General features: G+C 43.4%; 22 protein-coding genes. 10 read left to right on the forward strand and 12 right to left on the reverse strand.

The genetic code is table 11. The features are described from left to right. Positions 1–28 precede the first annotated feature (28 nt). Entirely contained in the window at positions 29–1,150 is a 1,122-nt protein-coding gene (locus tag RTJ53_RS02410) for a DUF805 domain-containing protein (RefSeq protein WP_312275681.1), read from the reverse strand. A 241-nt stretch (positions 1,151–1,391) separates the two neighbouring features. Between RTJ53_RS02410 and RTJ53_RS02415 the strand changes: the two genes are divergently transcribed. Continuing rightward, complete coding sequence (locus RTJ53_RS02415) at positions 1,392–2,345, forward strand: LysR family transcriptional regulator (RefSeq protein ID WP_312275682.1); 954 nt, start codon at positions 1,392–1,394, stop codon at positions 2,343–2,345. 46 nt (positions 2,346–2,391) lie between these two features. On the opposite strand, the gene lipB is transcribed toward RTJ53_RS02415, so the two are convergent. Next, the gene (gene lipB / locus RTJ53_RS02420) at positions 2,392–3,072 is read right to left on the reverse strand and encodes a lipoyl(octanoyl) transferase LipB (RefSeq protein ID WP_312275683.1); all 681 of its coding nucleotides are present in this window, start codon (positions 3,070–3,072) and stop codon (positions 2,392–2,394) included. A 44-nt stretch (positions 3,073–3,116) separates the two neighbouring features. After that, the gene (locus RTJ53_RS02425; protein WP_312275684.1) at positions 3,117–4,460 is read right to left on the reverse strand and encodes a calcium-binding protein; all 1,344 of its coding nucleotides are present in this window, start codon (positions 4,458–4,460) and stop codon (positions 3,117–3,119) included. A 314-nt stretch (positions 4,461–4,774) separates the two neighbouring features. Here RTJ53_RS02425 and RTJ53_RS02430 point away from each other — a divergent pair, with 314 nt between their 5' ends. The 6 genes from RTJ53_RS02430 to accC all read left to right on the forward strand — a co-directional run bounded on the left by RTJ53_RS02430 (position 4,775) and on the right by accC (position 12,516). After that, positions 4,775–6,289: a protein adenylyltransferase SelO gene (locus RTJ53_RS02430; RefSeq protein ID WP_312275685.1), complete on the forward strand. Its 1,515-nt coding sequence runs from the start codon at positions 4,775–4,777 to the stop codon at positions 6,287–6,289. 117 nt (positions 6,290–6,406) lie between these two features. Next, positions 6,407–8,737 carry an NADP-dependent malic enzyme gene (locus RTJ53_RS02435; protein ID WP_312275686.1) on the forward strand — a complete coding sequence of 777 codons (2,331 nt, stop codon included), beginning with the start codon at positions 6,407–6,409 and terminating at the stop codon, positions 8,735–8,737. A gap of 83 nt (positions 8,738–8,820) precedes the next feature. Then, complete coding sequence (locus tag RTJ53_RS02440; protein ID WP_312275687.1) at positions 8,821–10,002, forward strand: tRNA nucleotidyltransferase/poly(A) polymerase-related protein; 1,182 nt, start codon at positions 8,821–8,823, stop codon at positions 10,000–10,002. Positions 10,003–10,012: 10 nt separating this feature from the next. Then, on the forward strand, positions 10,013–10,504 hold the full coding sequence (gene aroQ, locus RTJ53_RS02445; RefSeq protein WP_312275688.1) for a type II 3-dehydroquinate dehydratase: 492 nt from the start codon (positions 10,013–10,015) through the stop codon (positions 10,502–10,504). A gap of 168 nt (positions 10,505–10,672) precedes the next feature. Then, a complete protein-coding gene (gene accB, locus RTJ53_RS02450; RefSeq protein WP_312275689.1) occupies positions 10,673–11,092 on the forward strand; it encodes an acetyl-CoA carboxylase biotin carboxyl carrier protein in 420 nt (139 codons plus the stop codon). Between the two features lie 56 nt (positions 11,093–11,148). Further along, entirely contained in the window at positions 11,149–12,516 is a 1,368-nt protein-coding gene (gene accC / locus RTJ53_RS02455) for an acetyl-CoA carboxylase biotin carboxylase subunit (RefSeq protein ID WP_312275690.1), read from the forward strand. 51 nt (positions 12,517–12,567) lie between these two features. Here accC and ruvA read toward each other — a convergent pair whose 3' ends face one another. The 4 genes from ruvA to RTJ53_RS02475 form a co-directional block, all read right to left on the reverse strand. Further along, positions 12,568–13,188 (reverse strand): Holliday junction branch migration protein RuvA, encoded by a 621-nt coding sequence (gene ruvA, locus RTJ53_RS02460; RefSeq protein WP_312275691.1) that lies wholly within the window; start codon positions 13,186–13,188, stop codon positions 12,568–12,570. Positions 13,189–13,295: 107 nt separating this feature from the next. Continuing rightward, complete coding sequence (gene fba, locus RTJ53_RS02465; RefSeq protein ID WP_312275692.1) at positions 13,296–14,333, reverse strand: class II fructose-bisphosphate aldolase; 1,038 nt, start codon at positions 14,331–14,333, stop codon at positions 13,296–13,298. A gap of 212 nt (positions 14,334–14,545) precedes the next feature. Further along, positions 14,546–14,950 carry a hypothetical protein gene (locus tag RTJ53_RS02470; RefSeq protein ID WP_160001895.1) on the reverse strand — a complete coding sequence of 135 codons (405 nt, stop codon included), beginning with the start codon at positions 14,948–14,950 and terminating at the stop codon, positions 14,546–14,548. A 175-nt stretch (positions 14,951–15,125) separates the two neighbouring features. Continuing rightward, complete coding sequence (locus RTJ53_RS02475) at positions 15,126–16,316, reverse strand: phosphoglycerate kinase (RefSeq protein ID WP_312275693.1); 1,191 nt, start codon at positions 16,314–16,316, stop codon at positions 15,126–15,128. Between the two features lie 278 nt (positions 16,317–16,594). On the opposite strand from RTJ53_RS02475, the gene RTJ53_RS02480 reads away from it, so the two are divergent. Continuing rightward, positions 16,595–16,921, forward strand: a complete 327-nt coding sequence (locus RTJ53_RS02480) for a TraR/DksA family transcriptional regulator (RefSeq protein ID WP_312275694.1) — start codon at positions 16,595–16,597, stop codon at positions 16,919–16,921. Between the two features lie 110 nt (positions 16,922–17,031). Here the strand turns inward: RTJ53_RS02480 and RTJ53_RS02485 are convergent, their stop codons facing one another. Then, on the reverse strand, positions 17,032–18,066 hold the full coding sequence (locus tag RTJ53_RS02485) for a D-alanyl-D-alanine carboxypeptidase family protein (protein WP_312275695.1): 1,035 nt from the start codon (positions 18,064–18,066) through the stop codon (positions 17,032–17,034). Positions 18,067–18,422: 356 nt separating this feature from the next. Further along, entirely contained in the window at positions 18,423–20,174 is a 1,752-nt protein-coding gene (locus RTJ53_RS02490) for a glutamine--tRNA ligase/YqeY domain fusion protein (protein WP_312275696.1), read from the reverse strand. Positions 20,175–20,386: 212 nt separating this feature from the next. Here RTJ53_RS02490 and RTJ53_RS02495 point away from each other — a divergent pair, with 212 nt between their 5' ends. Together RTJ53_RS02495 and RTJ53_RS02500 are read left to right on the forward strand one after the other, a co-directional pair. After that, positions 20,387–20,896 (forward strand): peptidylprolyl isomerase, encoded by a 510-nt coding sequence (locus RTJ53_RS02495; protein WP_060994994.1) that lies wholly within the window; start codon positions 20,387–20,389, stop codon positions 20,894–20,896. 9 nt (positions 20,897–20,905) lie between these two features. After that, positions 20,906–21,709 carry a UDP-2,3-diacylglucosamine diphosphatase gene (locus RTJ53_RS02500; RefSeq protein ID WP_312275697.1) on the forward strand — a complete coding sequence of 268 codons (804 nt, stop codon included), beginning with the start codon at positions 20,906–20,908 and terminating at the stop codon, positions 21,707–21,709. Positions 21,710–21,815: 106 nt separating this feature from the next. On the opposite strand, the gene tkt is transcribed toward RTJ53_RS02500, so the two are convergent. The 3 genes from tkt to RTJ53_RS02515 all read right to left on the reverse strand — a co-directional run bounded on the left by tkt (position 21,816) and on the right by RTJ53_RS02515 (position 25,826). Continuing rightward, entirely contained in the window at positions 21,816–23,813 is a 1,998-nt protein-coding gene (tkt, locus tag RTJ53_RS02505) for a transketolase (protein WP_312275698.1), read from the reverse strand. Between the two features lie 165 nt (positions 23,814–23,978). Continuing rightward, on the reverse strand, positions 23,979–24,677 hold the full coding sequence (murU, locus tag RTJ53_RS02510) for an N-acetylmuramate alpha-1-phosphate uridylyltransferase MurU (RefSeq protein ID WP_312275699.1): 699 nt from the start codon (positions 24,675–24,677) through the stop codon (positions 23,979–23,981). A 6-nt stretch (positions 24,678–24,683) separates the two neighbouring features. Continuing rightward, positions 24,684–25,826: an aminoglycoside phosphotransferase family protein gene (locus RTJ53_RS02515; RefSeq protein ID WP_312275700.1), complete on the reverse strand. Its 1,143-nt coding sequence runs from the start codon at positions 25,824–25,826 to the stop codon at positions 24,684–24,686. Between the last annotated feature and the right edge of the window lie 12 nt (positions 25,827–25,838).

The following is a 25,838-nucleotide window of genomic DNA, read 5'->3' on the forward strand; positions in this document are numbered from 1 at the left end:
CATTTATTTAACCTTAGCTGTAAACAAATTATCTTCTATCGATAAATATTTGTTGTTCAGAGGCTTTGACAAAGTCTTCATAAGAAACCACCCCTTGACCATTAGGGGCATTCGTTGTTGGATTACTGCCCGTCTGCGCGCGCTCATTTGAACCTTGATTTAGGTTATTGGGATTTGAGCTATTAGGATTTAGGGTATTGGGATTAGCAGCGTCAGTTGGCGCCTCAGGCATCTGATTAGTCCTACTTGGCGTGTTGGCAAGCGTGTCTGACACTTGATTGGTGGTTGTAGCGGAATTGACATTCGCTGGCGCAGGGGGTTGCGGGGTGGAAGCCACGCCGTTTCCTAATTGCTCACCGGTAATTACCACCGCTTCTGTTCTTAAATTCTCTGGTTGAGTGGTCGAGGCGGCAACCGCTGAAGCAGTTGCAGGCAATACCTGTGCCGATTGGATAGGATTTGTTGCCGTTACAATGATATTGTTTTGAGCGTCTCTACTATTTTTCATCGCTTGATAACTGTGATAGCTAGGCACGACAACTTGGGTTAACAAACCGATGAGTGACATGACTAACAGCGGAATCAATACCATCAGTACCGTTTTTAACTGGGTAGCAGGTCTAGCAGGTAAGCCATAATAATTGGCGCCTGCCGTCCCTTCGACTGCTAGCAAGTAAAGGTAAACTAAGATATTTACCCCAGGCACTAGCATCAATAGCGCAAGCCACCCTGTTTTGTTGAGGTCATTGAAGCGCCGTTTGCTAACGGCAAGCTGTAGATAAAACAAAACCACCACACCCACACTACTTGCGCCAAGCAAACTTATCGGCAACTGCTCACTACTAGCATTCACCATGCCCTGAAAGCCACCAATCATCACAAATAGTAAAGCGACCAGCATTAATACTATCAACGCATTAAAGGTGGAATACGCTAAAAACTGAACACGGCTAACCCGACCATGCCAATCAAAAAACCGACGATTATTAAAGCCTTCATGTATCTCGGTTAACGTGACAAAAGACGTACCCTCTTCAGTTGCAATTATTTCATCAGCTTGCATTTCATCAACTTGATGCACATTATCGAAACTGGGTTCAATGGGGGGTAAAGACTGGGCTTTTTTTGGCTTGGGTAGACGGATGGCCATAATGAGCAACTTAATCTAGAGGTTTAAACTTTTTTTAGCGTAAGGTTTTTAGCGTAATATTTTTAGCATAGTATTACCCAAATTTTATAATATATTGGTTAGAATATCTTGAAATGTGGACATAAATTTGACATTTTTTGTAACATTCATTGAAATTTTTGGCGGGATAGCAAACTTAATAAATCAATAAATAGCTTTTAACCCCGATAACACAACGCTGTAATTATCATTGAGTATTGATATGGATATTTCACAACTCACTTATTTTGTGGTAGTGGCAAAAGCAGGTAGTTTTAGCCAAGCTGCCAAAACCTTGGCTATATCACAGCCATCGCTAAGCCGCCATGTCCAGCAACTTGAAAGCGAGCTGGGTGTCGAGCTTCTGGATCGCTATCACCGCCCAATGACTTTAACAGCGGCGGGGCATTTTTTTTTGGCACAGATTGAGCCAATATTGTTGCAACTTGAGCAAGCCCGTGAGTTGACTCAGCGCTTTGCCCAGCCGCATCGAACCAATCATCTCACGATTGGATTTGTCGCCTCAGTGCTGTACGGTTTGTTGCCTGAAATTATTTCTACAGTCAAACAGCGACACCCAAATTTGGATATCAAGCTGGTCGAAATCAATTCAGAGCAGCAAATGTCAGCGCTAAAGTCGGGGGACATCGATGTGGGATTTGGAAGATTTCGGCACAGTGACAATTTTGTGCAACAGATATTTTTACGTCATGAACGCTTTGTGGTGGCGCTGCCGATGGCGCACCCCTTGGCATCACGCCCCGATGATATCGGTATCGCATTCAAAGATCTGCTAGAAGATACGCTCATTTTGTATCATCGTACGCCCTTGCCAATCCTGCAAAATCCGCTATTTAATGGCGAAACCGACCAACTCATGTATTTGTTTGCCCGCCATCAGTTGTCACCTCATTTGACCACCAAAGTGCGCGATATCCAAATCGCTTTGGGCTTGGTGGCGGCAGGTGAAGGCGTTACCCTAGTGCCTGATAGTTTAAAAACCGTCCGTACCGAGCAAATTCATTATCATCGTCTACGCCACGAAGATGCGACAACCCCGATTTTTATGAATATATTGGCACACCAATCCAATCCGTATATTGATGATTTACTGCAGGCGACTTACCAAGTGTATGAAGCTAAAGGCATTACCTACTCTAATCAATCGTTGAATTAAACACAGTTATATTAAAGGCTCTTATATTTAAGCCTCTAGCAAGGTTTTATTTGCTTAGGCTAAATTGACGTTCTTGGTTGACACGGCTGATAAATTGTTGGGTAAATGCTTGATAATCCACATCCGCAAAATCTGCTAGACGCAACATGGTCATGCCGGCATAGCCACAAGGGTTAATCATTTGAAACGGGGTCAAATCATTTTGTACATTGATGGCGATGCCATGATAACTAAAGCCGTGTTTTATCTTAAATCCCAATGACGCAATTTTACCAAGTTCTAAATCGTCTTGATTATATACATACACCCCTGGCGCATCCGCACGCGCTTTGGCATAAAAATCTGGCGGCAAATAAGGCGTGATGACATCAATGATGATGTTTTCAGCTTTACTGACCAAATCGCGCACGCCCCACCCCAACGCATTTAAATCAAATAAAAAATACACCACCAATTGCCCATGACCATGCCAAGTGACTTGACCACCACGATCGGTGTGGATGATGGGGGTATTATCTCTTTGCAAAATATGTTCAGGTTTGCCCGCTTGACCCAGCGTAAACACATTATCATGATCTACAATCCATAACTCATCAGCGCTAAGCTGTGCCTTTTCGCTGCTGGCAGATTTTTTTTGCTCGATACGCGATAACACGCATGTCAGCATCGCCGCGTGGGTGGGTTCATATTGAGCGTTTTGCAAATATTTAATTTCTAATGGTAACATCGCATTTCCTTACAGTGGCTTTTTGCGTTTGTGTGACAAACCGCTTATTTGTCGTTTGTAGCAGTAACATTGACTTTATCCAATTGTAAAAGAGATTTTTGCAGCACTGGCTGATAATCAGTCATATCACGCTGCACTCCTGAGCCAAAATTTGTTAATTGACTGGTTAATTGACTGACTGGCATCAGCATCGCAGACTTGGCGTTGCCGCTTTTTGCAAAACCGATGGCTAAACTGGCGTTATCGCCACCCAAATAAAAATCTTTGATGGTAAGTTGATCGTCAGTTGGCGTATGGTTGTTCTCATTGTTATTGGGCGAACTAGTTGCAAAATCCAGCGTTAAATCCTGCTTTTCTTGAGTGACTAGGCTCAACTCGTCATAGCCTCTATCCGCAAGATAAAGCGTATCTTTGCCACCCCCCACATTGATGATGGTATCATGACCAAATCCTTTGGTGAAATAATATAAATCATTGCCCGTGCCACCCACTAGCACATCATCACCGGCATTGCCGATGAGCACATCATCATCAGCACCGCCTAGCAGCCGATCTTGACCGCTATTACCCACTAGCACATCGTCCCCCAGACTACCCCATAATAAATCCCCTACACCCTGCTGTCCAAGCACAGAACCGTCAATATGGTGATTGATGATGACGTCATTAGCTAAGGTGCCAAAATGCTGGTTAGCTTTATTAGCAAGGGATTTGGCTTCATAACTGTTCCAATCCAGTGGCTTGCCAAATGCTTGCTGATAATCTTGCGATATACGCGAAATAGCAAAACGGTTATTCAAGAACACCAAGGTATTGTATTCATCATAGGTATAAAGTGGCGCATGAAACTGCCCACTGGGCAACATGCTCTGGTTGAGCACTGCCAATTGGGTTATTTTGTCGTTTTCACTGATAGCTTGGCGCATGATTTCATCAACTTCATTAAACACATCTTTATCTTGCGGTTTTGCCGCGTTATCAAGCCACAAGGGTTTGACAAACCGTTGATAGCCTAATTCTTTTGCTACCAAAAACTCATAATAAGTTGCCTCACCCTCTGCTTTGGCGCGTGCCATTCCATAGGCTTGTGGCGTATCAAATTGATACAAATTGTTTTTATCACGATTGATTTGTTGGTATTGACCGGTTGCGTGCCCTAGCTCATGGGCGATGTTCAAAAAATTTTTGTAACTTTTAGCAATATGAATGGTATTGCCGTAGGCTTTTGCGCCGGCACCAACGGTGGTATCTTGCTCATCAATGAGTAAGTTACCTTGGAATCGATTGAGCAAATTGACCAAGGTAGGCGATTTTTCGATATCTTCGACATTAAACCCCGACTGAACCAAATAGACATTGTTGGGATTGTTCAGATCTAACGTAGGCATGACCTTCCTTTACGCAAGTGGCTTTTTAGGTAGTTTTTTAACTGCTTTTTTAAGCGGATTTTCTATCAAGTAACGCTTGATGACAGCAAAAAGTGAGTTTTACAGCGGTAATGATTCATGCACAGTTATCGCACAGACCCTATCGTCGGATAAAGGTATAGTAAGCAATATAAATTTTCAAAAACATCAGCAAGCTTAATCAAATTTTCAGCCGGCGGTTAACGCGCTATTATAGCGCAATTAATGACTTAAAATGCCCTAAACACGGGGCATTTAACCGCCAAATTAGTACTGCCTATAAAAATGGAAAAATTATGAAAATCGAAAACTCGTATGCCACGCTCGATCCAAGGCTCTACTATAAACAACCCCCAAAACCGCTCACCAATCCGCAAGCAGGGCATTTTAACCCGCAAGTCGCCCATCAGATTGGTTGGGCAGACGATGAGTTTTTAAGGCAGCATTGGGTTGAAATCTTGGGCGGTGACATCGTTCCCGACGGCTTTGAACCGTTAGCCATGGCATATGCTGGACACCAATTTGGGCAATGGGCAGGGCAACTGGGCGATGGTCGTGGTCTATTACTCGCTCAGGTAATCGATAAAGACGGAGAATTGACCGATTTACATCTGAAAGGGGCAGGATTAACCCCTTACTCGCGAATGGGGGATGGTCGTGCGGTGATTCGAAGCGTAGTACGAGAGTATTTGGCAGGTCATGCGCTTAATTGCTTGGGCATTCGGTCTAGCAACGCGCTAGGCTTTGTGGTTTCAGATACCCCTGTCAACCGTGAGACACGCGAACGCGGCGCGGCGCTACTACGTACCGCAGATTGTCATATTCGCTTTGGGCATTTTGAATGGGTGGCAAATTATGCGCCTGATTTATTGCTGTATTTTACCCGTTATGTCATCAAAACCTATTTTAACCCATGTTTTGACAGTGACACGCCCATTCAAGATTTTTTGAGACAGGTGGTTGATAAAACTGCCAAAACCCTCGCTGATTGGCAGCTGATTGGCTTTGCCCATGGGGTCATGAATACCGACAATTTATCCATCACAGGTGCAACCATCGATTTTGGTCCTTATGGCTTTATGGAGCGCTTTAATCCGATTTGGATCAACAACCATTCTGATTACAATGGGCGTTATGTTTATCAAAACCAGCCTTCCATTGGACTTTGGAATTTGTCACGTCTGATTACCTTATTTTTACGCCTTAATGGCGAAAAACTGACCGCCAATCATCCGCCAGAAACTTTGTCGCGTGAGCAGTTAACCGACATTTTAGACAGTTTTGGCGAGATTTTTTATCAGTATTATCAGCAAGGTCTTTGCCAAAAATTTGGCTTAGCCATCAGTGAAGAAAACTGTGACTTTGCTTTGCAGTACTTAGAGATCATGCAGCAAAACAAACTCGACTTTACCAACAGCTTGCGAGCGCTAGTAGCAATCGTTGCTGACGCCAAGCCCAATGATAAATTAAACCTACTACATGAATTTAATTTGCTTAATCAGTTGAAAGTTTCAATTAGCAGCGGTAACGGTCAACCCAATGCCACCTTAGCGGATTGGATTGCCACCTACCATACCAAATTACAGCAGGATTCTTTGCAATTGGTAATGAGTCACAATCCAGTGTATGTCCTAAGAAACAGTATGGCACAGCAAGCCATTGAATTGGCTGAACAAAATGACATGAGCGAGGTGGATAGACTGTATCAGCTACTAGCTAATCCTTACCAAGTTAGTGCATTAGCCAAACCGAGTGACACCGAGCCACCGTTGGCAGATGCGCCTGAAATATGCGTCAGCTGCTCATCTTGAGGTGATAGACAAGATCGGTAGCGTGATTTTTTAGCTAACTAGTTTTATTTTTTGCGGTTACTCAACTAGTCATCAATCTGTCAATAGTGCTAGAATAGCGAACACTACGATTCGAAAATGACTGTCGCAACGAAGGATATTATGGATAAATTATCGCCGACCAACAATGGCTTATCAGACAAAGAATTATTTGAACAAGCCGCCTTGCATTATCATGCCAATCCACGCCCAGGTAAAATTTCTGTTACCCCCATCAAGGCACTTGCCAACCAACGGGATTTGGCACTTGCCTATTCGCCTGGCGTTGCCGTACCTTGTCTAGAAATTGAAAAAGACCCCAAAAAAGCCGCGCTTTATACCGCTCGTAACAACTTGGTCGGGGTGGTGACCAATGGTACCGCTGTTTTAGGATTAGGGAATATCGGTCCTTTGGCGTCAAAACCTGTGATGGAAGGTAAAGGCGTGCTGTTCAAAAAATTTGCCGGCATTGATGTGTTTGATATTGAAGTGGCACAAAACGATCCGGATAAATTCATCGAAGCAATCGCCTCTTTAGAGCCTACCTTCGGCGGTATCAATCTTGAAGATATCAAAGCACCTGAATGTTTTTATATCGAAAAAGAATTGCGTAAACGCATGAATATTCCTGTATTCCATGATGACCAACATGGCACCGCGATTATTGCGTCTGCCGCGTTATTAAACGCGCTAGAAATTACCGGCAAAAAAATCGAAGATATCAAAATTGTGGTCTCTGGTGCGGGTGCCGCAGCGATTTCTTGTTTGGATTTGATTTGTGCGTTAGGCGCAAAAAAAGAACACATCTTTGTAGGCGATTCAAAAGGCATCATCACCAGCAACCGAGCAAACCTCGATGAGTCAAAACAGCGTTATGCCCGCGATACCGAAGCCAAAACCTTATCGGATGTAATTGAAGGCGCGGATATGTTCTTAGGTCTATCTGCCGCTGGTATGCTGACCCAAGATATGGTAAAACGCATGGCGCAAGATCCCATTATCTTTGCCCTAGCCAATCCAAACCCAGAAATCCTACCTGAAGACGCCAAAGCGGTGCGTCCCGATGCGATTATCGCCACAGGTCGCTCTGACTATCCAAACCAAGTAAACAACGCACTGTGTTTCCCCTATATATTCCGTGGGGCGCTTGACGTCGGTGCCACGACCGTCAACGAAGAAATGAAAATTGCCTGCGTGCGTGCCATTGCTGCCATGGCACATGTGGAAGCCACCCCACAAAAAGGTCAAAAAACGGTGGATGAAACCAAACGTTTTGGTCGTGAATACTTAATTCCGGGACCGTTAGAGCCAAATTTGATTTTGGAGATTGCACCAGCGGTTGCCAAAGCTGCGATGGATTCTGGCGTTGCCACGCTACCCATCGAAAACATGCGTGCTTATCGCGATAAACTCTCAGAGTTCGTTTATAACTCTGCCTTCTTGATGAAACCTATTTTCACCCGTGCCAAACAAGACCCAAAACGTATCGTTTACTGTGAAGGTGAGGATGAAAACGTATTACGGGCAGTGCAAGTGGTGGTGGATGAAGGCTTGGCAAAACCTATCTTGGTCGGTCGTCCAACCATTATTGCCAACCAAATTCAGCGGTTGGGCTTACGTATGGTGGCGGGTGAAAATTATGAACTAGTCAACATCGAAAGCGACCCACGTTACAAAGACTACTGGCAGTTTTATTATGAAATGAACAAACGCAATGGTGTGACGGTTGAATTGGCACGTCGTGATGTTCGCCGTAAAACTTCTTTGATTGGCGCGCTAATGGTTGAACGTGGCGATGCTGACGGTATGATTTGTGGTACGTTTGGTTCATATCACTTGCACTTAAACTACGTGCAAAACGTCATCAAAAAACAAGCGGATGCTAAAGATTTTTATGCGTTAAATGCCTTATTAATTCAAGGTCGTAACTTGTTCATTGCTGACACTTATGTGCATGAAGACCCAACTGCTGAACAACTAGCAGAAATGACGGTATTAGCAGCGCAAGAAGTCCGCCGCTTTGGTCTTGAACCCCGTGTGGCATTGTTATCACACTCAAACTTTGGTTCATCTGACTTTGAAAGCGCCAAAAAAATGCGTCAAGTCTATGATTTACTGACAGATATGAATGTTGATTTTGAGTTTGACGGCGAAATGCATGGTGATACCGCGCTTGATGACCGTATCCGCCATACCTCATTCCCATTTAGCAAGTTGACAGGTTCAGCCAACCTACTCATCATGCCAGACTTAGATGCGGCTAACATCGCATTTAACTTGCTAAAAACCGCGACCAATAGTGTCACTGTCGGCCCATTGTTATTGGGAGCGCAACGACCTGTGCATATCTTGACATCTTCTGCGACAGCACGTCGTATCGTCAATATGACTGCTGTAGCGGTGACGCAAGCGCAAGAATTGGCAAAATAATTTTGTGTTGATTGATAAAACCAGTTTAGTGCTCTAAACTGGTTTTTTTATGGGTTTAATTTAGTTAAAACATCGGGGTAGTCATGCAAGTTTATTTGGTCGGTGGTGCGGTACGCGATTATGTATTAGCGCGAGAGGTCACTGAACACGATTATGTGGTAGTCGGCGCAACGCCTGAGCAGATGCTGGAGCTGGGATTTTCGCAAGTAGGTGCCGATTTTCCGGTTTTTTTACATCCAAAGACCCATGACGAATATGCACTGGCTCGCACGGAACGCAAAAGCGGTAACGGCTATCTTGGTTTTAACGTACACGCTGACGCTGCTGTCACCTTAGAAGAGGATTTAGCCAGGCGCGATCTCACCATCAATGCCATGGCCATAGAAGTTAATGGGTTGTTTGACTGCGGTTTTAAACAGGGCAAATTTGATGTGGGCGATATCATCGACCCGTATGGTGGCTTAGCAGACATTCAGCAAAAAAAATTACGCCATGTGTCCGCCGCTTTTGCAGAAGATCCGGTACGCGTATTGCGCCTTGCCCGTTTTGCCAGTCGTTATGCCCCGCTCGGATTTACAGTCGATGAATCAACCACGAAACTTACCAGCCAAATGAAAGCCGCGGGTGAGCTCAATCATCTTGTCGCTGAGCGGGTATGGTCAGAGACGTCAAAAGCGTTAACGCAGGCTTGGTCGGATATTTATTTTGACACGCTTTATCAGCTCAATGTCCTCGATGTCATTATGCCAAAACTGCATCAAGCATCGAATGATAATCCTAAGCAATGGCAATTGATGCTACCCGCTCTGCGAATGGCGGGAGAGCAACAAGCGGACAATCTCATGAAGTTTGCTTTGGTTGCAACCTGCTTTAAGTCTGATCAGCAACACAATAACCCAACCACTGAGTATTTAGAATTTTGCCAAGGTTTAAAGGTACCAAAAAACACTGAGCGCTTGGGGTTATTTATTCTTGAACATTTTGATGAATTAAAAAATTTCGATCACTTAACTGCACACCCATTATTTGCGCTGTTAAGATTAAGTAATAGCCTTAAAGACACCTCACTTTTAGAGCAAGCCTTGAAAGTCGTTCATCTTTATCAACAGGTCAAACAAACCGCGCTATTAACCACTATCAAAACACAATTAACTCAAATTTCTGCCAAAGATGTGACAAGCGAGCTGACCGGCAAACACATCGGTGAAGCCATTGACAAGTTAAGGTTGCAAAAACTTGAGGAAATTTTAAATCACCCACGATAAAGGAATCATCATGACGACAACGACAGCAATAGCAACAAAAACCCAACTAACCCATGTGTTAGTATTAAATGGTCCCAATCTCAATTTGCTTGGCAAGCGAGAACCAGAAATCTATGGATTTCAAACCCTACAAGATATTGAAGATGATATAAGACAACTAGCCAGCAAGCATCAAGTTAAACTCACCTGTTTTCAAACAAATCAAGAATCTGCCCTCATCGATAAAATCCATCATCACGGTTTGTTGACCACAAATCCTGATGAGCAGATTGACGCGATTATCATCAATCCCGCTGCCTTTACTCACACATCGGTAGCAATTCGCGATGCCCTACTCGCCGTAAATAAACCTTTTATAGAAGTTCATCTTTCCAATATTCACACCCGTGAGCCATTTCGACAGCATTCTTATTTTAGCGATAAAGCTGAAGCCGTCATCTGTGGTATGGGGGCATTTGGTTATACCGCAGCGTTTAATTATCTGGTTCAAAAATATCAGTAACAACATAATTTAGCCTAAAATCAATAGCAACATGGCAGCAAATTTTAAGTGTACAAACGTACACAAATATACCCTGCTATATCTATTTATTTTAGAAAAATCTTGTTACAATACGGCAATCTATGAATTAGTTGTCTATGAAGCGTATAATTTTAAGGTAGTTAGGATATGGATATAAGTAAAATCAAGCAACTTATTGACTTAATGGAAGAGCGAACGTTAGCAGAATTAACCGTACAAGATGGCGATAAAAAGGTCTCTATTTCACGCCATTTACCTCAAGCGAATATTCAACCCGTCACAGCAACGACAACCACCACGACAACCGCTAATGCTGCCCCTGTAAAATCTGGCATGGTAGAAACATCACCAATGGTTGGGGTGTATTATGTTGCACCGAGTCCCAATGACGCGCCATTTATCAAGGTGGGTCAACAGATACAAGCAGGCGATAGTTTAGGCATTATTGAAGCCATGAAAATTATGAACCCGCTTGAAGCAACCCAAAGCGGTATCATTGCAGAAATCTTGGTACAAAACGGCGATGTGGTGCAATTTGGTCAACCGATTGTCCGTTACGAGTCTTAATTTTTAACTTTTTTTTATATTTGAAGTTTGATTATCGATAAAAATTAGGGATAGCAATGATAAAAAAATTACTGATCGCCAATCGTGGTGAAATTGCGCTTCGCATTGTTCGCGCTTGTAAGCAGCTTGGCATTCAAACGGTGGGCGTCTACTCAACTGCAGATGACAACTTGATGCACCTTCGATTCGTTGACGAATCCATCTGTATTGGCAAACAAAATGCCAGTCAAAGCTATCTCAATATCGATACTATCTTAACAGCCGCAGAAATCTCTGGCGCTGATGCTATTCACCCAGGCTATGGCTTTTTATCTGAAAATGCTGAATTTGCCGAACGCGTGGAAGAGGCAGGGCTAACTTTCGTAGGTCCTGCGCCTGAGCACATTCGCTTAATGGGCAACAAAATATCGGCTATCAACGCGATGAAAAAAGCTGGCGTGCCTACCGTCCCTGGCTCAGTGGGTAGCGTCACTCTGGCTAACGCTGAAGAACAAGCCAAAGCCATTGGCTTTCCTCTGTTAATCAAAGCGGCAGCTGGTGGGGGTGGTCGTGGTATGCGTGTGGTTGAACGCCTTGAGCAGTTATTGTCTCAAGTGCAAGCCGCCAAACAAGAAGCCGAATTGTGGTTTGGGGATGATAGCGTCTATATGGAGCGCTTTTTAAAAAATCCACGCCATGTCGAAGTGCAAGTGTTAGGTGACGGCGAAGGCAATGCCATTCATTTATTTGATCGCGATTGCTCGCTACAACGTCGTCACCAAAAAGTGCTTGAAGAAGCCCCTGCCCCAGAGATTCCTGAGGATATCAAAGAGCCCATTTTGCAAGCTTGCGTTCGTGCTTGTGAGCAAATTAAGTATCGGGGTGCAGGGACGTTTGAATTTTTATATGAAGACGAGCAATTTTTCTTTATTGAGATGAATACCCGCGTACAGGTTGAACATCCTGTTACCGAGATGATTACCGGCATTGATGTGGTGGTTGAACAACTCAAAATCGCATCTGGCTATGGCTTATCGTATCGTCAAAACGAAATCGAAATTCGCGGTCATGCCATCGAGTGTCGTATCAATGCCGAAGATCCTGTGACTTTCATGCCCTCACCCGGTACGGTGACCCACTTTTTTATGCCAAATGGTAGCGGTGTACGTTTTGACTCGCACCTTTATCCCAACTATGCTATTCCTACCTTTTATGACTCATTGATTGGCAAATTAATCTGTCATGGGCAAACCCGTGAACAAGCGATTGCCAAGCTTCGCCATGCCCTTGATGAGCTGATTATTACAGGTATCAAAACCAATGTGCCATTGCATCGCGATGTGATTTTGCAAGACCAGGCATTCTGTAAACAAGCGCAAAACATTCATTATCTAGAAAAAAACTTATTATCTCACCCAGAGACGTCAAAAACCGAAAAAGAATAAGGTTAACGGTTAAAAAAAGAGGGTCATTTGAGCCTCTTTTTTTATGCAATTTTAATTCATCGCCAAATTTTTCAGAGATGCCTTAAGCAGATTTTGGATGGTTAACGGTGAATCAATGGCAGATTTTGCCAGTTTTATCGCGGCTTGCGCTTCTTTATCGCGATAACCTAGTGCAATTAACCCCGCTTCGACTTCGGCAATAATAATGCCTTCATTGCCACTATCGGTCTCTAGTGGCAATGAAGGTGCAAAACCTGACGTATCACCTAAGTGTTTGATTTTATCTTTTAATTCAACAATCAATCGCTGTGCGGTTTTTTTACCGACACCTGGAATACGCGTCAATGCCAGCTCATCATTGTTCATCACAAACTGGTGCAACTCCTGCACCGTTACGGTTGACATCATCGCCAAGGCCATCTTTGCCCCAACCCCATTGACTTTAAGCAACAGTCTAAACACTTCCCTATCGCTATGGCTTAAAAACCCAAATAACAACTGAGCATCCTCGCGCACCAAAAAATGTGTCCACAAAGTGACGGACTGATTTAATTGTACTTGGCAAAATGCATTGAGCGGCATCTCAATTTCATACCCAACGCCCGCTGTGGTCATCACCACTACCGTAGGTGCCATTAGGTAATGCACTTGCCCTTGAATTAATCCTATCATTGATGACTCACTACAAATAATTTAATCCAATAAAAAAGTGGGCAACCTCAGTTAACCCACTTGAATGTCACGCTTTTTAGTCATTTACTAAAACTTAGTTCTAGTATTTAGTTATAGAAATTAACCATTTTTTCTAGACTAATTGGGCGAATTTTATCCGCATTACCCGCCGTACCAAATGCGGTATAGCGATCGATACAAACCGCTTTCATAGCATCGATGGTTTTGGCAAAATATTTGCGTGGGTCAAACTCTGCTGGGTTTTCAGCGAGGAATTTGCGAATGGCACCGGTTGATGCCAAACGTAAATCGGTATCAATATTGACTTTACGTACACCATGTTTGATGGCTTCTACGATTTGCTCAACTGGCACACCGTAGGTTTCACCGATATTGCCGCCGTTTTCATTAATCACTTTGAGCCATTCTTGTGGCACACTTGAAGAGCCGTGCATCACAAGGTGTGTATTAGGAATGCGGGCATGAATTTCTTTGATACGCGCAATCGATAAGATATCATCGGTAGGTGGTCGGGTAAATTTATACGCCCCGTGGCTAGTGCCTACTGCAATCGCTAGGGCATCAACATTGGTATCTTTGACAAATTGCTCAGCTTCATCAGCACTGGTTAACAGCTGTGAATGGTCAAGTTTACCTTCCGCCCCTACGCCATCTTCTTCGCCAGCCATACCCGTTTCGAGACTACCCAAAACGCCAATTTCACCTTCTACTGATACGCCACAAGCATGAGAGAGTTTTACCACTTCACGCGTCACTGCCACATTATAATCATAGTCTGCAGGGGTTTTACCATCACTCTTTAACGAGCCATCCATCATCACCGATGAAAAACCCAATTGGATTGAACGCTGGCAAACCTCTGGGCTAGTACCATGGTCTTGGTGCATAACCACTGGGATATGTGGCCACTCTTCAATGGCAGACAAAATAAGATGGCGTAAAAATGGGGCACCTGCGTATTTGCGTGCGCCTGCCGATGCTTGCACAATCACAGGTGAATTGGTTTCATCCGCTGCCATCATAATGGCACGCATTTGCTCTAAGTTATTGACGTTAAATGCAGGAACACCATAGTTGTTTTCTGCTGCATGGTCTAAAAGCTGACGCAAAGAAATCAAAGCCATATTACTTTCTCTTGGTAAAGTTAATAATCAATTGAAAATTTTAGAAAAATTGGGTTTTGCCGTGTTGGACAAGGCTTGAGTATAACAGAAGTACACTACAATTTAAATTCAAAAAAAATAACTTTGCGATGATGGATATCATGACAACATGCCTCACCCAATCAAAAAGCCCCAAAATGATTTTGGGGCTTTTTTAGGCTAAATGCTAAAGATTAGTATTTTTGTTTTTCTGGTACCGTGGTTTGGATGTCAGTTTTACTATTTGCTGCATCGTTCTTAACCGCTTCTGCACCTTGTGCTACATTGGCTGCACCAGTCGCTACAGCAGAGGCTACGTTTGCGGTGGCTTGCGCGGCACCATTGGCAACAGCTTCAGTCGCATTGATTGCTGCGCCTTGGGCAACCGCGGCACCCGTGGTAGCAGCACTGGCAACTGCGTCACCTGCATTTGCTGTTGCACTGGCGGCACTTGCAGTCGCGTCTTTAATATCTTGACCCGCTGCGCTTGCTGCGGCTTCAGGTTGACCGTTAGCTGCAGCTTCTTCCGTTTTTTTACTACATGCCGTGATTGATAAAGTGGCTAATAAAGCTGCCAATACTAAATTACGTTTTAACATATTAATTCCTTAAACGCCAAACATATGGGTATACATACTTATATAATATGTTATCGATAATATATTTTTAGTGCAATTAATTACAATGTTTACCATACAAATATTAACTTAACATTACATTAATTCGGCGATAGTAAATTTAAATCGCTGAATTAATGATAATGATTATTAGCATTTAGGCACGTTGGCTCAGTGCGTGCACGGCAGGTAATGTTTTACCTTCCACAAATTCTAAGAACGCCCCGCCCCCGGTTGATGTGTAGCTCACTTTATCGGCGACCTTGTATTTATCAATCGCAGCGAGCGTATCACCACCGCCTGCAATGCTAAAGCCTGCACTTGCTGCGACTGCTTCACTAACGATTTTGGTACCTTCACCAAATTTATCGACTTCAAATACGCCGACAGGACCATTCCATAAGATGGTTTTGGCATTTTTAATCGCATCGGCAAGTTTCGCCGCACTGCTTGCACTAATGTCTAGAATCATTTCATCATCTGCAATGGTATTGACCGATTTGGTTACGGCATCGGCAGATTCTAGCGAGCCCAAAAAATCATCAAAATCAATTTGTGATTTTTTGGCGACGACCACTTCTTCAGGTAATAATACATGGGTTTCTTGCATAATACTTTTCGCCGTTTCCACCATGTCCGCTTCATATAGTGATGCACCGACATTGGCACCTTTGGCTGCCAAGAATGTATTGGCAATACCACCGCCCACAATAATTTGGTCACAGATTTTTGCCAATGATTTAAGCACATCTAATTTGGTAGAAACTTTCGAGCCACCAACAATCGCAAGCATGGGCTTGGCTGGGTTATCTAAAGCTTTGGCTAATGCATCAAGTTCTGCCGCCAATAACGGACCTGCACACGCAGTCTTTGCTTTGGCGATAACCCCTTCTGTCGACGCTTCGGCACGGTGAGCAGTACCAAAAGCATCCATCACAAATACATCACATAAAGCGGCGTAACGTTCAGATAAAGCAGCATCGTTTTTCTTCTCACCCGCATTAAAACGTACATTTTCCAGTAGCACAACTTCACCTGGGGCTACTGTCACATTATTTTGGGCATAATCGGTCACTAATTTGACAGGTTTGCCAAGAGCATCGCCCAAATAATCTGCGACTGGTTGCAATGAATATTTGGCTTCAGGGTTTGATGGGTCTGGGCGACCTAGATGTGAACACACGATAACCGCTGCGCCTTTATCTAAAGCCAGCTGAATGGTGGGCAAGCTTGCTTTTAAGCGGGCATCATTGGCAATTTTGCCATCTTTTAACGGTACATTTAAATCTTCGCGAATCAAAACTGTTTTGCCAGAAACATCAATATCGTTTAAACGAGCAAATTGCATGGATTAACCTCTAAGTTAACAACAGGATGGTGACCCGTAGGGGTTGCTAAAACGTCATCATATGACAACAAAAATTCAATAAAAAAATAAGCGTAGATTAGCATATTTTGAATATTTTTAACATTATTGATACTACTAACTAATGCCGCGCCCGGTGATAACACGGTATGACTACTATATTACTACTTTATTAAGAAGGGTGTTGATGATAAGCTTATAATAACAAAAACATGAATGCAGCAATACGTTCAATATTTTATTAGCAAATTGGAGGCTTTATGGTTGATCTTGACAAAGCAAAACAACGATTACTTGACCTAAAACAAGAATACCAAACTCGCGTGCATAAAATCCAACATGATATGCAAAATCCTGATACAGATATGACCCAAGATTGGGATGACCAAGCGGTGATTAATGAGCAAAACGATGTACGTAAAAACTTGCTAGTCGAAGCCCAGCACAACCTTGAATTGGTGAATAATGCCTTACTTCGTATCGAAAATGGGACTTACGGTATTTGCACCGTGAGCGGTGAAGAAATCGAACCTGAGCGTCTAGAAGCACTACCCTTTGCCACCACTTGTATGAAACACGCTAAATAGCTTATAGAACATACCAAATAGCTGATTTTGGTAGTTTTGTACCCATAAAAAAGCAAGGACAGTTATCCTTGCTTTTTTTTCAAAAAATCAGTCTGTAAATTGCGAATTGATTAGGTGAATCGGCGCATGCTTAAGTTAGCAATAATGTTTTCTGCATCGCTCCAACGAGTTTTTGAGTCATTGGCACCCAATAAAACTACGATGGCTGGACGATTACCGACATTGGTTTCAAATAAAACACAGTTACCGGCTTCACGAATATACCCCGTTTTTGATAAGCCAATATTGTACAGACCGTCACGCACCATGTAATTGGTACTACGCGCCGCAACCGTGCGGTAACCTGAGTTAATATTATTTACCCCAAATTGGCGGCTAGGCGTGGTACTAAACTGGCTAATTAAATTATGCTTATAAGCATAGCGCGCCAAAATTGCCAAATCACGCGGTGATGCTACATTCCGAGAATCCAAACCTGATGGATCATAATAACGGGTTTGCGTCATCCCCAATTCACGCGCTTTTTGGTTCATACGGCTGATAAAATTGTCATAGCCCATAGGGTCAGTACGTGCTAATGCTTTAGCCGCGGGATTCTCTGATTTCATCATCATCATCAACAGCATCTCAGCACGATTAAGCTGATCGCCAACTTTTAGACGGTCACTACCTGATTGTTTTGGGGTTTTGAAATCTAATGGACTAATCGTCAATGTTTCGCTCATGTTAGCGCCTGATTCCGCCACCACCACAGCTGTCATCAATTTACTGATTGAGGCAATGGGACGGGCGATATCAGCATTTTTTTCATAAATGGTATTGCCCGTTAACGCATCCACTACCAAAGCACCTTTGGAATTGGCAAAATAGCTGCCCGAAGCCCGCGTGCCATCTTGAGACCATGCTGGATTGTAGCTATCATCCTCACTGTATGCATTGTTATAGCTATTATAATTACCGCTATTAAAACTTGTCGTCTGTGGCGTGCTGTTATACATGATGGCACGGGCTTTGTCTAAACTACCCTGCCCACCCCAACTAACCTTAGCTTGGCTACCTGTCTGCATATTTAATTCAGCATTACTTTGTACGCCAACCAGTGCAATGACCGCACCTAACAACGTTTTCTTTAACAATGTTTTCATTTCAACACTCTCAATCAAATCATGGTTAACTTGCTGTTGGATAAAGCATACAGTTACCAAAACTACCAATATATTTACGAAAAACAGATGAACAACCATACCTTAAGCCTAATAGCCATTAAAATCAAGTCGTTAAAAGTTACAAAATCTAACAAGAATAACGGATTGATTACGCAAGACTGACTTAAATTTACGATGAGTAGTTTAGCACAGTACAAATGTTACGCATGTAAAAAAATAAAAAAACCGTTTAGCAAATACAATAATAAAACCCTAAGTAACAATAGGTTAAGATATCCTTTGACAAAAAAAGCTGACATATTGCTATGCCAGCTAATTTATAAGTTAAAGATGATTTATGGTTTGAAACTGTCTTTTAAAGTCACGATACGGTTAAACACCAAATGCTCTGGTGAATAATCTTTATTATCTGCCACAAAAAACCCTTCACGTTCAAATTGGAACCGCTCGCCTGCATTGACTTGTGATAAAGAAGGCTCGACAATAGCCTCTACTTCACGTAGTGAATTAGGATTAATCTCTGCGGCTAAATTATTGATGTCAATTTTGGCGGGGTCTTCTTGGGTGAACAGCTGCTCATAAAGACGCACCTTCGCAGGTACACCTAGACTGGCTGACACCCAATGTATCACACCTTTCACCTTACGTCCTTCTGGATTGTTGCCCAACGTTTTTGGGTCAATAGTCGCTGTCAACCCCACCACTTCGCCATTGTCATCGGTAATATGCTCCTCAATCTTTAGCACATAGCTATTGCGTAAGCGGATTTCTGGGTTTTGCGGTGACAAGCGTTTATAGCCTTCAGGCGGCGTGATTTCAAAATCCCCTTTATCAATATAAATTTCCTTGGTAAAGGGAATATCACGCATACCTTGGCTGTCATCATGGCTATTTTTAGGCTGGGTCAACCATAAAACACCATTGTCGAGTCTAGTTTTTACACTGTCTTTTTTAAGTGTTTCAACATTGGCGACGGCTTCATCAAAATTGGTAATGGTCACTTTTAGTGGGCTTAATACCGCCATGGCACGATTCACATGCTCTAATGAGTTACGGATACTAAACTCGAGTAAGCCAAAATCCACCACACCGTCTGACTTGCTGACGCCTACGCGGTCACAAAAATCCCGTAACCCTTCAGGGGTATAACCACGGCGGCGCATACCGGCGATTGTTGGCATACGTGGATCGTCCCAACCGCTCACCAAGTCATCTTCGACCAGTTTTTTGAGTTTGCGTTTACTGGTCAAAATATGGTTTACGTTTAGGCGTGCAAATTCATATTGGTGTGGTTCTTTCTCAAAGCCCACTTTATCTACCACCCAGTCATAAAATGGACGGTGGTCTTCAAATTCCAGGGTACAAATCGAATGCGTAATACCTTCGATTGCATCTGACAACGGGTGAGCATAATCGTACATGGGATAAATACACCAATCATCGCCTGTTTGGTGATGCGCTTGGTGCATGACACGATACAAAATCGGATCGCGCATATTCATATTGGGGCTTGCCATGTCGATTTTGGCACGAAGCACCGCTTGACCGTTGCCATATTTGCCAAGTTTCATATCGTCAAAGCATTGCAAATTCTCTTCAACACTGGCATCACGGTAAGGTGAGTCTTTACCTGCTTGACCAAAATTGCCGCGGTTTTCACGAATATCCTCAGGACTTTGCAAATCAACATAGGCATCGCCTTGTTTAATTAATTTCACCGCCCAATCATACAATTGACCAAAATAACTAGACGCATAGCGCGCCTCGCCTGCCCAGTCAAACCCGAGCCATTTGACATCATCTTTGATATTATCGACAAACTCCTGATCTTCAGCATCAGGATTGGTGTCGTCAAACCGTAGGTTACACAGCCCTGCAAACTCCTTGGCAAGCCCAAAGTTGAGACAAATAGATTTGACATGACCCAAATGTAAGTAGCCATTGGGCTCAGGTGGAAAACGGGTCACAATCTGGCTATATTTTTGCGAAGCAAGGTCATCGCGTACGATCGCACGGATAAAGTCATTTTTTTCACTACTGGCTGCTGTCTCTTCGGTTTTTGTATTTTTGTCGGTCGTCGCCGTCATTTGGTTGCCCCTTACCTATTACAAAAATGGTGAACTAATCTGCCATTCTAGCAGTTTTTTGACATCGAAAAAACTTAAATGAATTTAATTGAAACATTTAATTTTGCCAACTTTGCAAACTAAATACTGACTTTTTGATTGAAAATCGCTAGGATAGCCACAACAATTGCAAGATACGTTTTTTTAACCATAAAAACCATTAGGAGCTCACAATGGATATGCCATATGTAGAATTAGAAACCACCATGGGTAACATCGTTATCGAACTGAATCAAGAAAAAGCCCCCAACACCGTGGCAAACTTCTTAGAATACGTCAAGTCAGGTCATTATGATGGCACGATTTTTCACCGCGTCATTGACGGTTTTATGATTCAAGGTGGTGGTATGGACGCCAACATGACAGAAAAATCTACCAATGCCCCAATCCAAAACGAAGCAGATAATGGCTTAAAAAATGAAGTCGGTACGATTGCGATGGCACGTACTTCTGACCCACATTCAGCGACTGCGCAATTTTTTATCAATGTAAAAGACAATAGCTTTCTAAACTTTTCTGGCAAAAACCCACAAGGCTGGGGCTATGCGGTGTTTGGTAAAGTGACTGAAGGCATGGACATTGTCAATAAAATTAAAGGTGTGCCGACTGGTAAATACGGTTTCCACGCTGACGTGCCAACCACGCCTGTGGTGATTACCCATGCAAAAGTAATTGAGAAATAATTTTCTTATATGCAAAGTTTTGCAGATTTGGTCACCGATAATCCTTCTGCCATTGCGCAGGTTATTATCAGTGACTTACATTTGAGCATGAATGAGCCTGGCACTAATCCTTTAGGGCAGGCTTTTTTAGATTTTTTAGATAAATTGGCTTTATTGCCTAACCTAAAACAGTTTTTTATTCTCGGGGATTGGTTTGAAGCTTGGCTAGGGGATGATGTTGCCGATACAGACACCTTAATAGATGCGCTTCAACCGATTATAGAAAAGCTCAAAACATTATCCGATAAAAATTGCCAGATTTTTGTCATGCATGGTAATCGGGATTTTCTGCTTGGGCAGCAATTTTGCGACAAGTTTAGCGGGCAATTGATTTTTGAGCCGTTTTATTTGACGTTAAATGGCAAAAAAGTTCGCCTAGAACATGGCGATGCGCTGTGCACCGATGATAAAGGTTACCAACGCTTTCGCAAAATCATCCAACATCCTATCACTAAAAAAATTTTGCTCGCGCTCCCCATCAAAAAACGCCAAAAAATCGCACAAGATTTACGCCAAAAAAGCAAAACTGATAATGCCAAAAAATCCCTGCAAATCATGGATGTCAATGAACAAGCCGTCAGACAAGCCTTGCAAAAAGCCGATATACTGATTCATGGGCATACTCACCGCCCTGCTGTTCATCAAATTGGCGATAAGAAACGGTTAGTACTCGGCGATTGGCGATTTAATGACAACAGTGTTAATGCTGTCATTGGCGTTACAATGTCGGGGCGACTAAACTTGGTTGAATTTTTCTATACAGTTAATCGTTAAAATGCTATCAAAAAATTTACTATTATTTGTTGCGGTGTTTTCAATTTAATTGAGAAATAAAAAAGGCGAGCATTGCTCACCTTTTATAGTAAGTTAACAATTAAATTTAAACAACCGCTTTCACGGCTTGAATGACCGCATCAGTGGTGATGTTAAAGTATGGGAACAAGTCTTTGGCAGGGGCAGACTCACCAAAGGTGGTCATACCCACGACTTTACCATCAAGCCCTACAAACTTGTACCAATAATCGATATGGCTGGCTTCAACCGCCACACGGGCACGCACTTGCGGTGGCAACACACTGTCACGGTAGTTGATTTCTTGTTTGGCAAACACTTCAGCACATGGCATTGATACGACGCGCACGCCCAAACCTTGGGCAGTCAACTCAGTGTAAGCATTCATTGCAAGCTCAATCTCTGAACCTGTGGCGATGATGATGGCTCGTAGCTCGCCTTGTTCTTTGGCTAGCACATAGCCACCTTTGGCAATATTGGCTACTTGCTCAATATCTCGCGCTTGATGCGGTAGGTTTTGACGGCTAAAAATCAGCGCGGATGGCGTTGATTTTGCTTTCAAGGCTTCTACCCATGCCACGGCTGACTCAACCGTATCACATGGTCGCCAAGTATGGAGGTTTGGGGTGGCACGCAGACTTGACAATTGCTCAACAGGTTGGTGAGTAGGTCCATCTTCACCCAGACCGATGGAATCGTGAGTATAGACGTTAATGACACGTTGTTTCATCAAGGCTGACATACGCACCGCATTGCGCGCATATTCCATAAACATCAAGAACGTCGCCACATATGGAATAAACCCGCCATATAAGGCTATACCATTGGCAATCGCCGTCATACCAAATTCACGCACACCGTAGTGAATATAGTTACCTGCCGCATCATCTTCGAGCGCTTTGGCATTTTTAAACCAAGTCAGATTTGACCCTGCCAAATCAGCAGAACCGCCCAGCAGCTCTGGCAATAATGGCTGTAAGGCATTGATTGAATTTTGGCTGGCTTTACGCGTTGCAATGTTTTCTGGGTTATCTTGACACGCCTTGATAAATTCCTGTGCTTGTGTCTCAAAATTTGCTGGCAAGTCACCATTCACACGGCGAAGTAATTCACTGGCAAGCTCTGGGTAAGCGTCTTTATAAGCATCAAACTCACTTTCCCATGATTGCTGTAGCGCTTGACCTTTAACTGTGCAATCCCACCCTTCATAAATATCGTCTGGGAGTTCAAAGGCTTCGTGATCCCACTTGAGTGCTTGACGGGTGAGCAAGATTTCATCCGCGCCAAGGGGTGCGCCATGTGAATCTTCTTTGCCTTGCTTGTTGGGTGAACCTGCGCCAATCACGGTTTTACAGATAATGAGTGAGGGTTTATTTTTTTCAGCTATGGCATTTTGGGTCGCTTGGGTGATGGCATCGGTATCGTGACCGTCAACTTTTTGCACTTGCCAGCCATAAGCTTCAAAACGTTTTTGGGTGTCATCTGAGAACCAGCCTTCGACGTCACCATCAATCGAAATACCATTGTCATCATAGTAGACAACCAATTTGCCCAATTGCAGCGTACCCGCTAATGAGCAAACTTCATGGCTAATACCTTCCATCAAACAACCATCACCTAAAAAGCAATAGGTTTGGTGGTCGATGACTTGATGACCGTCTCGGTTAAATTGCGCGGCTAGGGTTTTTTCTGCAATCGCAAAACCTACAGCATTGGCAATCCCTTGACCCAACGGACCTGTGGTAGTTTCCACACCTGCGGTGTAGCCATATTCAGGGTGACCGGGGGTTTTAGAGTGCAATTGGCGGAAATTTTTGATATCCTCAATGCTAACGTCATACCCTGTCAAGTGCAGCAAAGCGTACTGAAGCATTGAGCCATGACCATTTGAAAGCACAAAACGGTCGCGATTTAGCCAATTTGGGTCGGTTGGATTGTGCTTTAAAAACTTACGCCATAACACTTCAGCGATATCTGCCATGCCCATCGGCGCGCCTGGATGTCCAGAATTGGCTTTTTGCACCGCTTCAAAGGCTAGGGTACGGATGGCGTTGGCAAGACGACGTTCAGAAATTGGGGTTGTCATTGGCTTTCCTATATTACAGAATTAAATTTTGTCGTATGTAACATGCTAAAAATAAAACTGTGACAAATTTTATCACAGTTTTAGGTCATTTTTTTAGCTTTAACCGTTTAGTTTGCTCGGCTTTCAAATAAAAGCAAATGGCAAAAGATGCAATTTTCTGCCAAATCACTTGTTAGCCGACAATTTTTGGTTCAAATTTTCTAAACGCTCAAGCGTGCCCACATCGACCCACGCCTCGCTCAGCAAATCCCCCATTACCAAACCTGCTTGCATGGCTTGTTTGAGTAGTGGCGCAAGGGGCGCAGTCTCACCTGCCTTGACCGTATCCAATAATCTTGGTGACATCACGCTAATCCCTGCAAAGGTATATTTTGGCGTACCTTCTACCTTGACCAGGCCATTTTCTAAGGCAAAATCGCCAGTTGGGTTATGCGTCGCTTGGTCGGTGAGTAGCAAATAAGCCTGCGAGTGGTTTAACTGAAGCTGGCTTAGTTGAGCAAAATCAAAAGGCGTCCAAACATCCCCATTGACCAAGATAAATGGCTGGTCTTTTAATTTGCCGGTAGCCAAAGCCATCTTGATACCGCCTGCTGTCTCAAGCGGTTCTTCTGGCTCAATCGACCAATGAATGGTGACACCGAATTGACTGCCATCCCCGATTGCATTTAGCAGTTTATCAGCAAGCCATGACACATTGATGGTGATGTCGGTGATACCTGCTTGTTTGAGTGCTTTGATATGCCACACGATAAGCGGTTGCCCGCCGACCTCGACAAGTGGTTTTGGCGTGGTCAAGGTTAAAGGGCGCAGCCGAGTGCCTTTACCCGCGGATAAAATCATGGCTTGGGTGATGGTGGTTGACATGGGGTTTTATCCTTGGATTTTTTGATGAAAAGCGGGTTCAACAACAGCGGTCATCCAATCAGCAAACTTATCAAAAGTATGCAGCACATCGCGTTGGCTGATAGCTTTTAGACAAGTTAATAAATCATTGAAAACTTTAGGCAGGTTGACCAAATAACGGTCTTTGCCATCTCGCTCAAACAAGCGTACAAAAATTCCCAATACCTTAAGATGACGCTGCATACTCATGATATTAAAATCCACGGTAAACTCTGCCAAGCTTTTGTCAATTTGCGCCAATTGGTGATAATGAGCCAGATGCGTATTGACCCATGTTTCATCATAATTGATATAGGCATCTCGCAATAAAGACGCCAAATCATAGGTGTAGGCACCGATGACAGCATCTTGAAAATCAATCACGCCCAACTCATCGCTGTGACTTAATACCATCAAATTACGGCTGTGAAAATCACGGTGCACCACCACTTGAGGCTGCGCGATGACTTGCTGGATAATATCAGACTGCAAATCTTGCCACAGCGCCTCTAAGTCTGGGGTCATCGTCACGCCGATATAAGGTAAAAACCACTCGCTAAACAAGCCCATTTCTCGGCGAAGCAAGGCATCATCGTAACTTGGGATAACGGCTTTGGCTTCATTGACGTCAATCTTTTGAATCGCCAAAATTGCCTGCATTGCCTGCTGATAATAGCGCGCAGTTTTTGCCAGCTCGCCTGCATCCGTTAAATCCTTGGCAATGACATCGGCAAAATCCGTGTTTCCCAAATCCTCAAGGACGATAAAACCTTGCTGTTCATCCGTGGCAATCATTTTTGGCACATGCACATGACCTGCCATTAAATTATCCACAGCGATAAATTCTTTCACCGATTCTTTTGCTGGTGGCGCATCCATCACAATATAGTGTTGATTGTCGACGGTTAAGCGATGATAGCTGCGAAAGCTAGCATCACCAGGTATTTTTTCATGCTGCAATGACTGATTTTGAAAAACTTCGGTCAACCAAGTGTGCAGCTGTTGTTCACGTGACTGTTGCTTAAGTGATTGTTGTTCAAGTGGCTGTTGTTCACATGGCTCGGTATTTGATGGCGAAGCTGCGCTATCGAAAGAGGCTTGATTAGTAGGTTGTGCGGCAGGATGGTTCATAAGGTGGGCTTA

The organism is Moraxella sp. CTOTU46711 (assembly GCF_031975715.1).
Lineage (GTDB): Bacteria > Pseudomonadota > Gammaproteobacteria > Pseudomonadales > Moraxellaceae > Faucicola.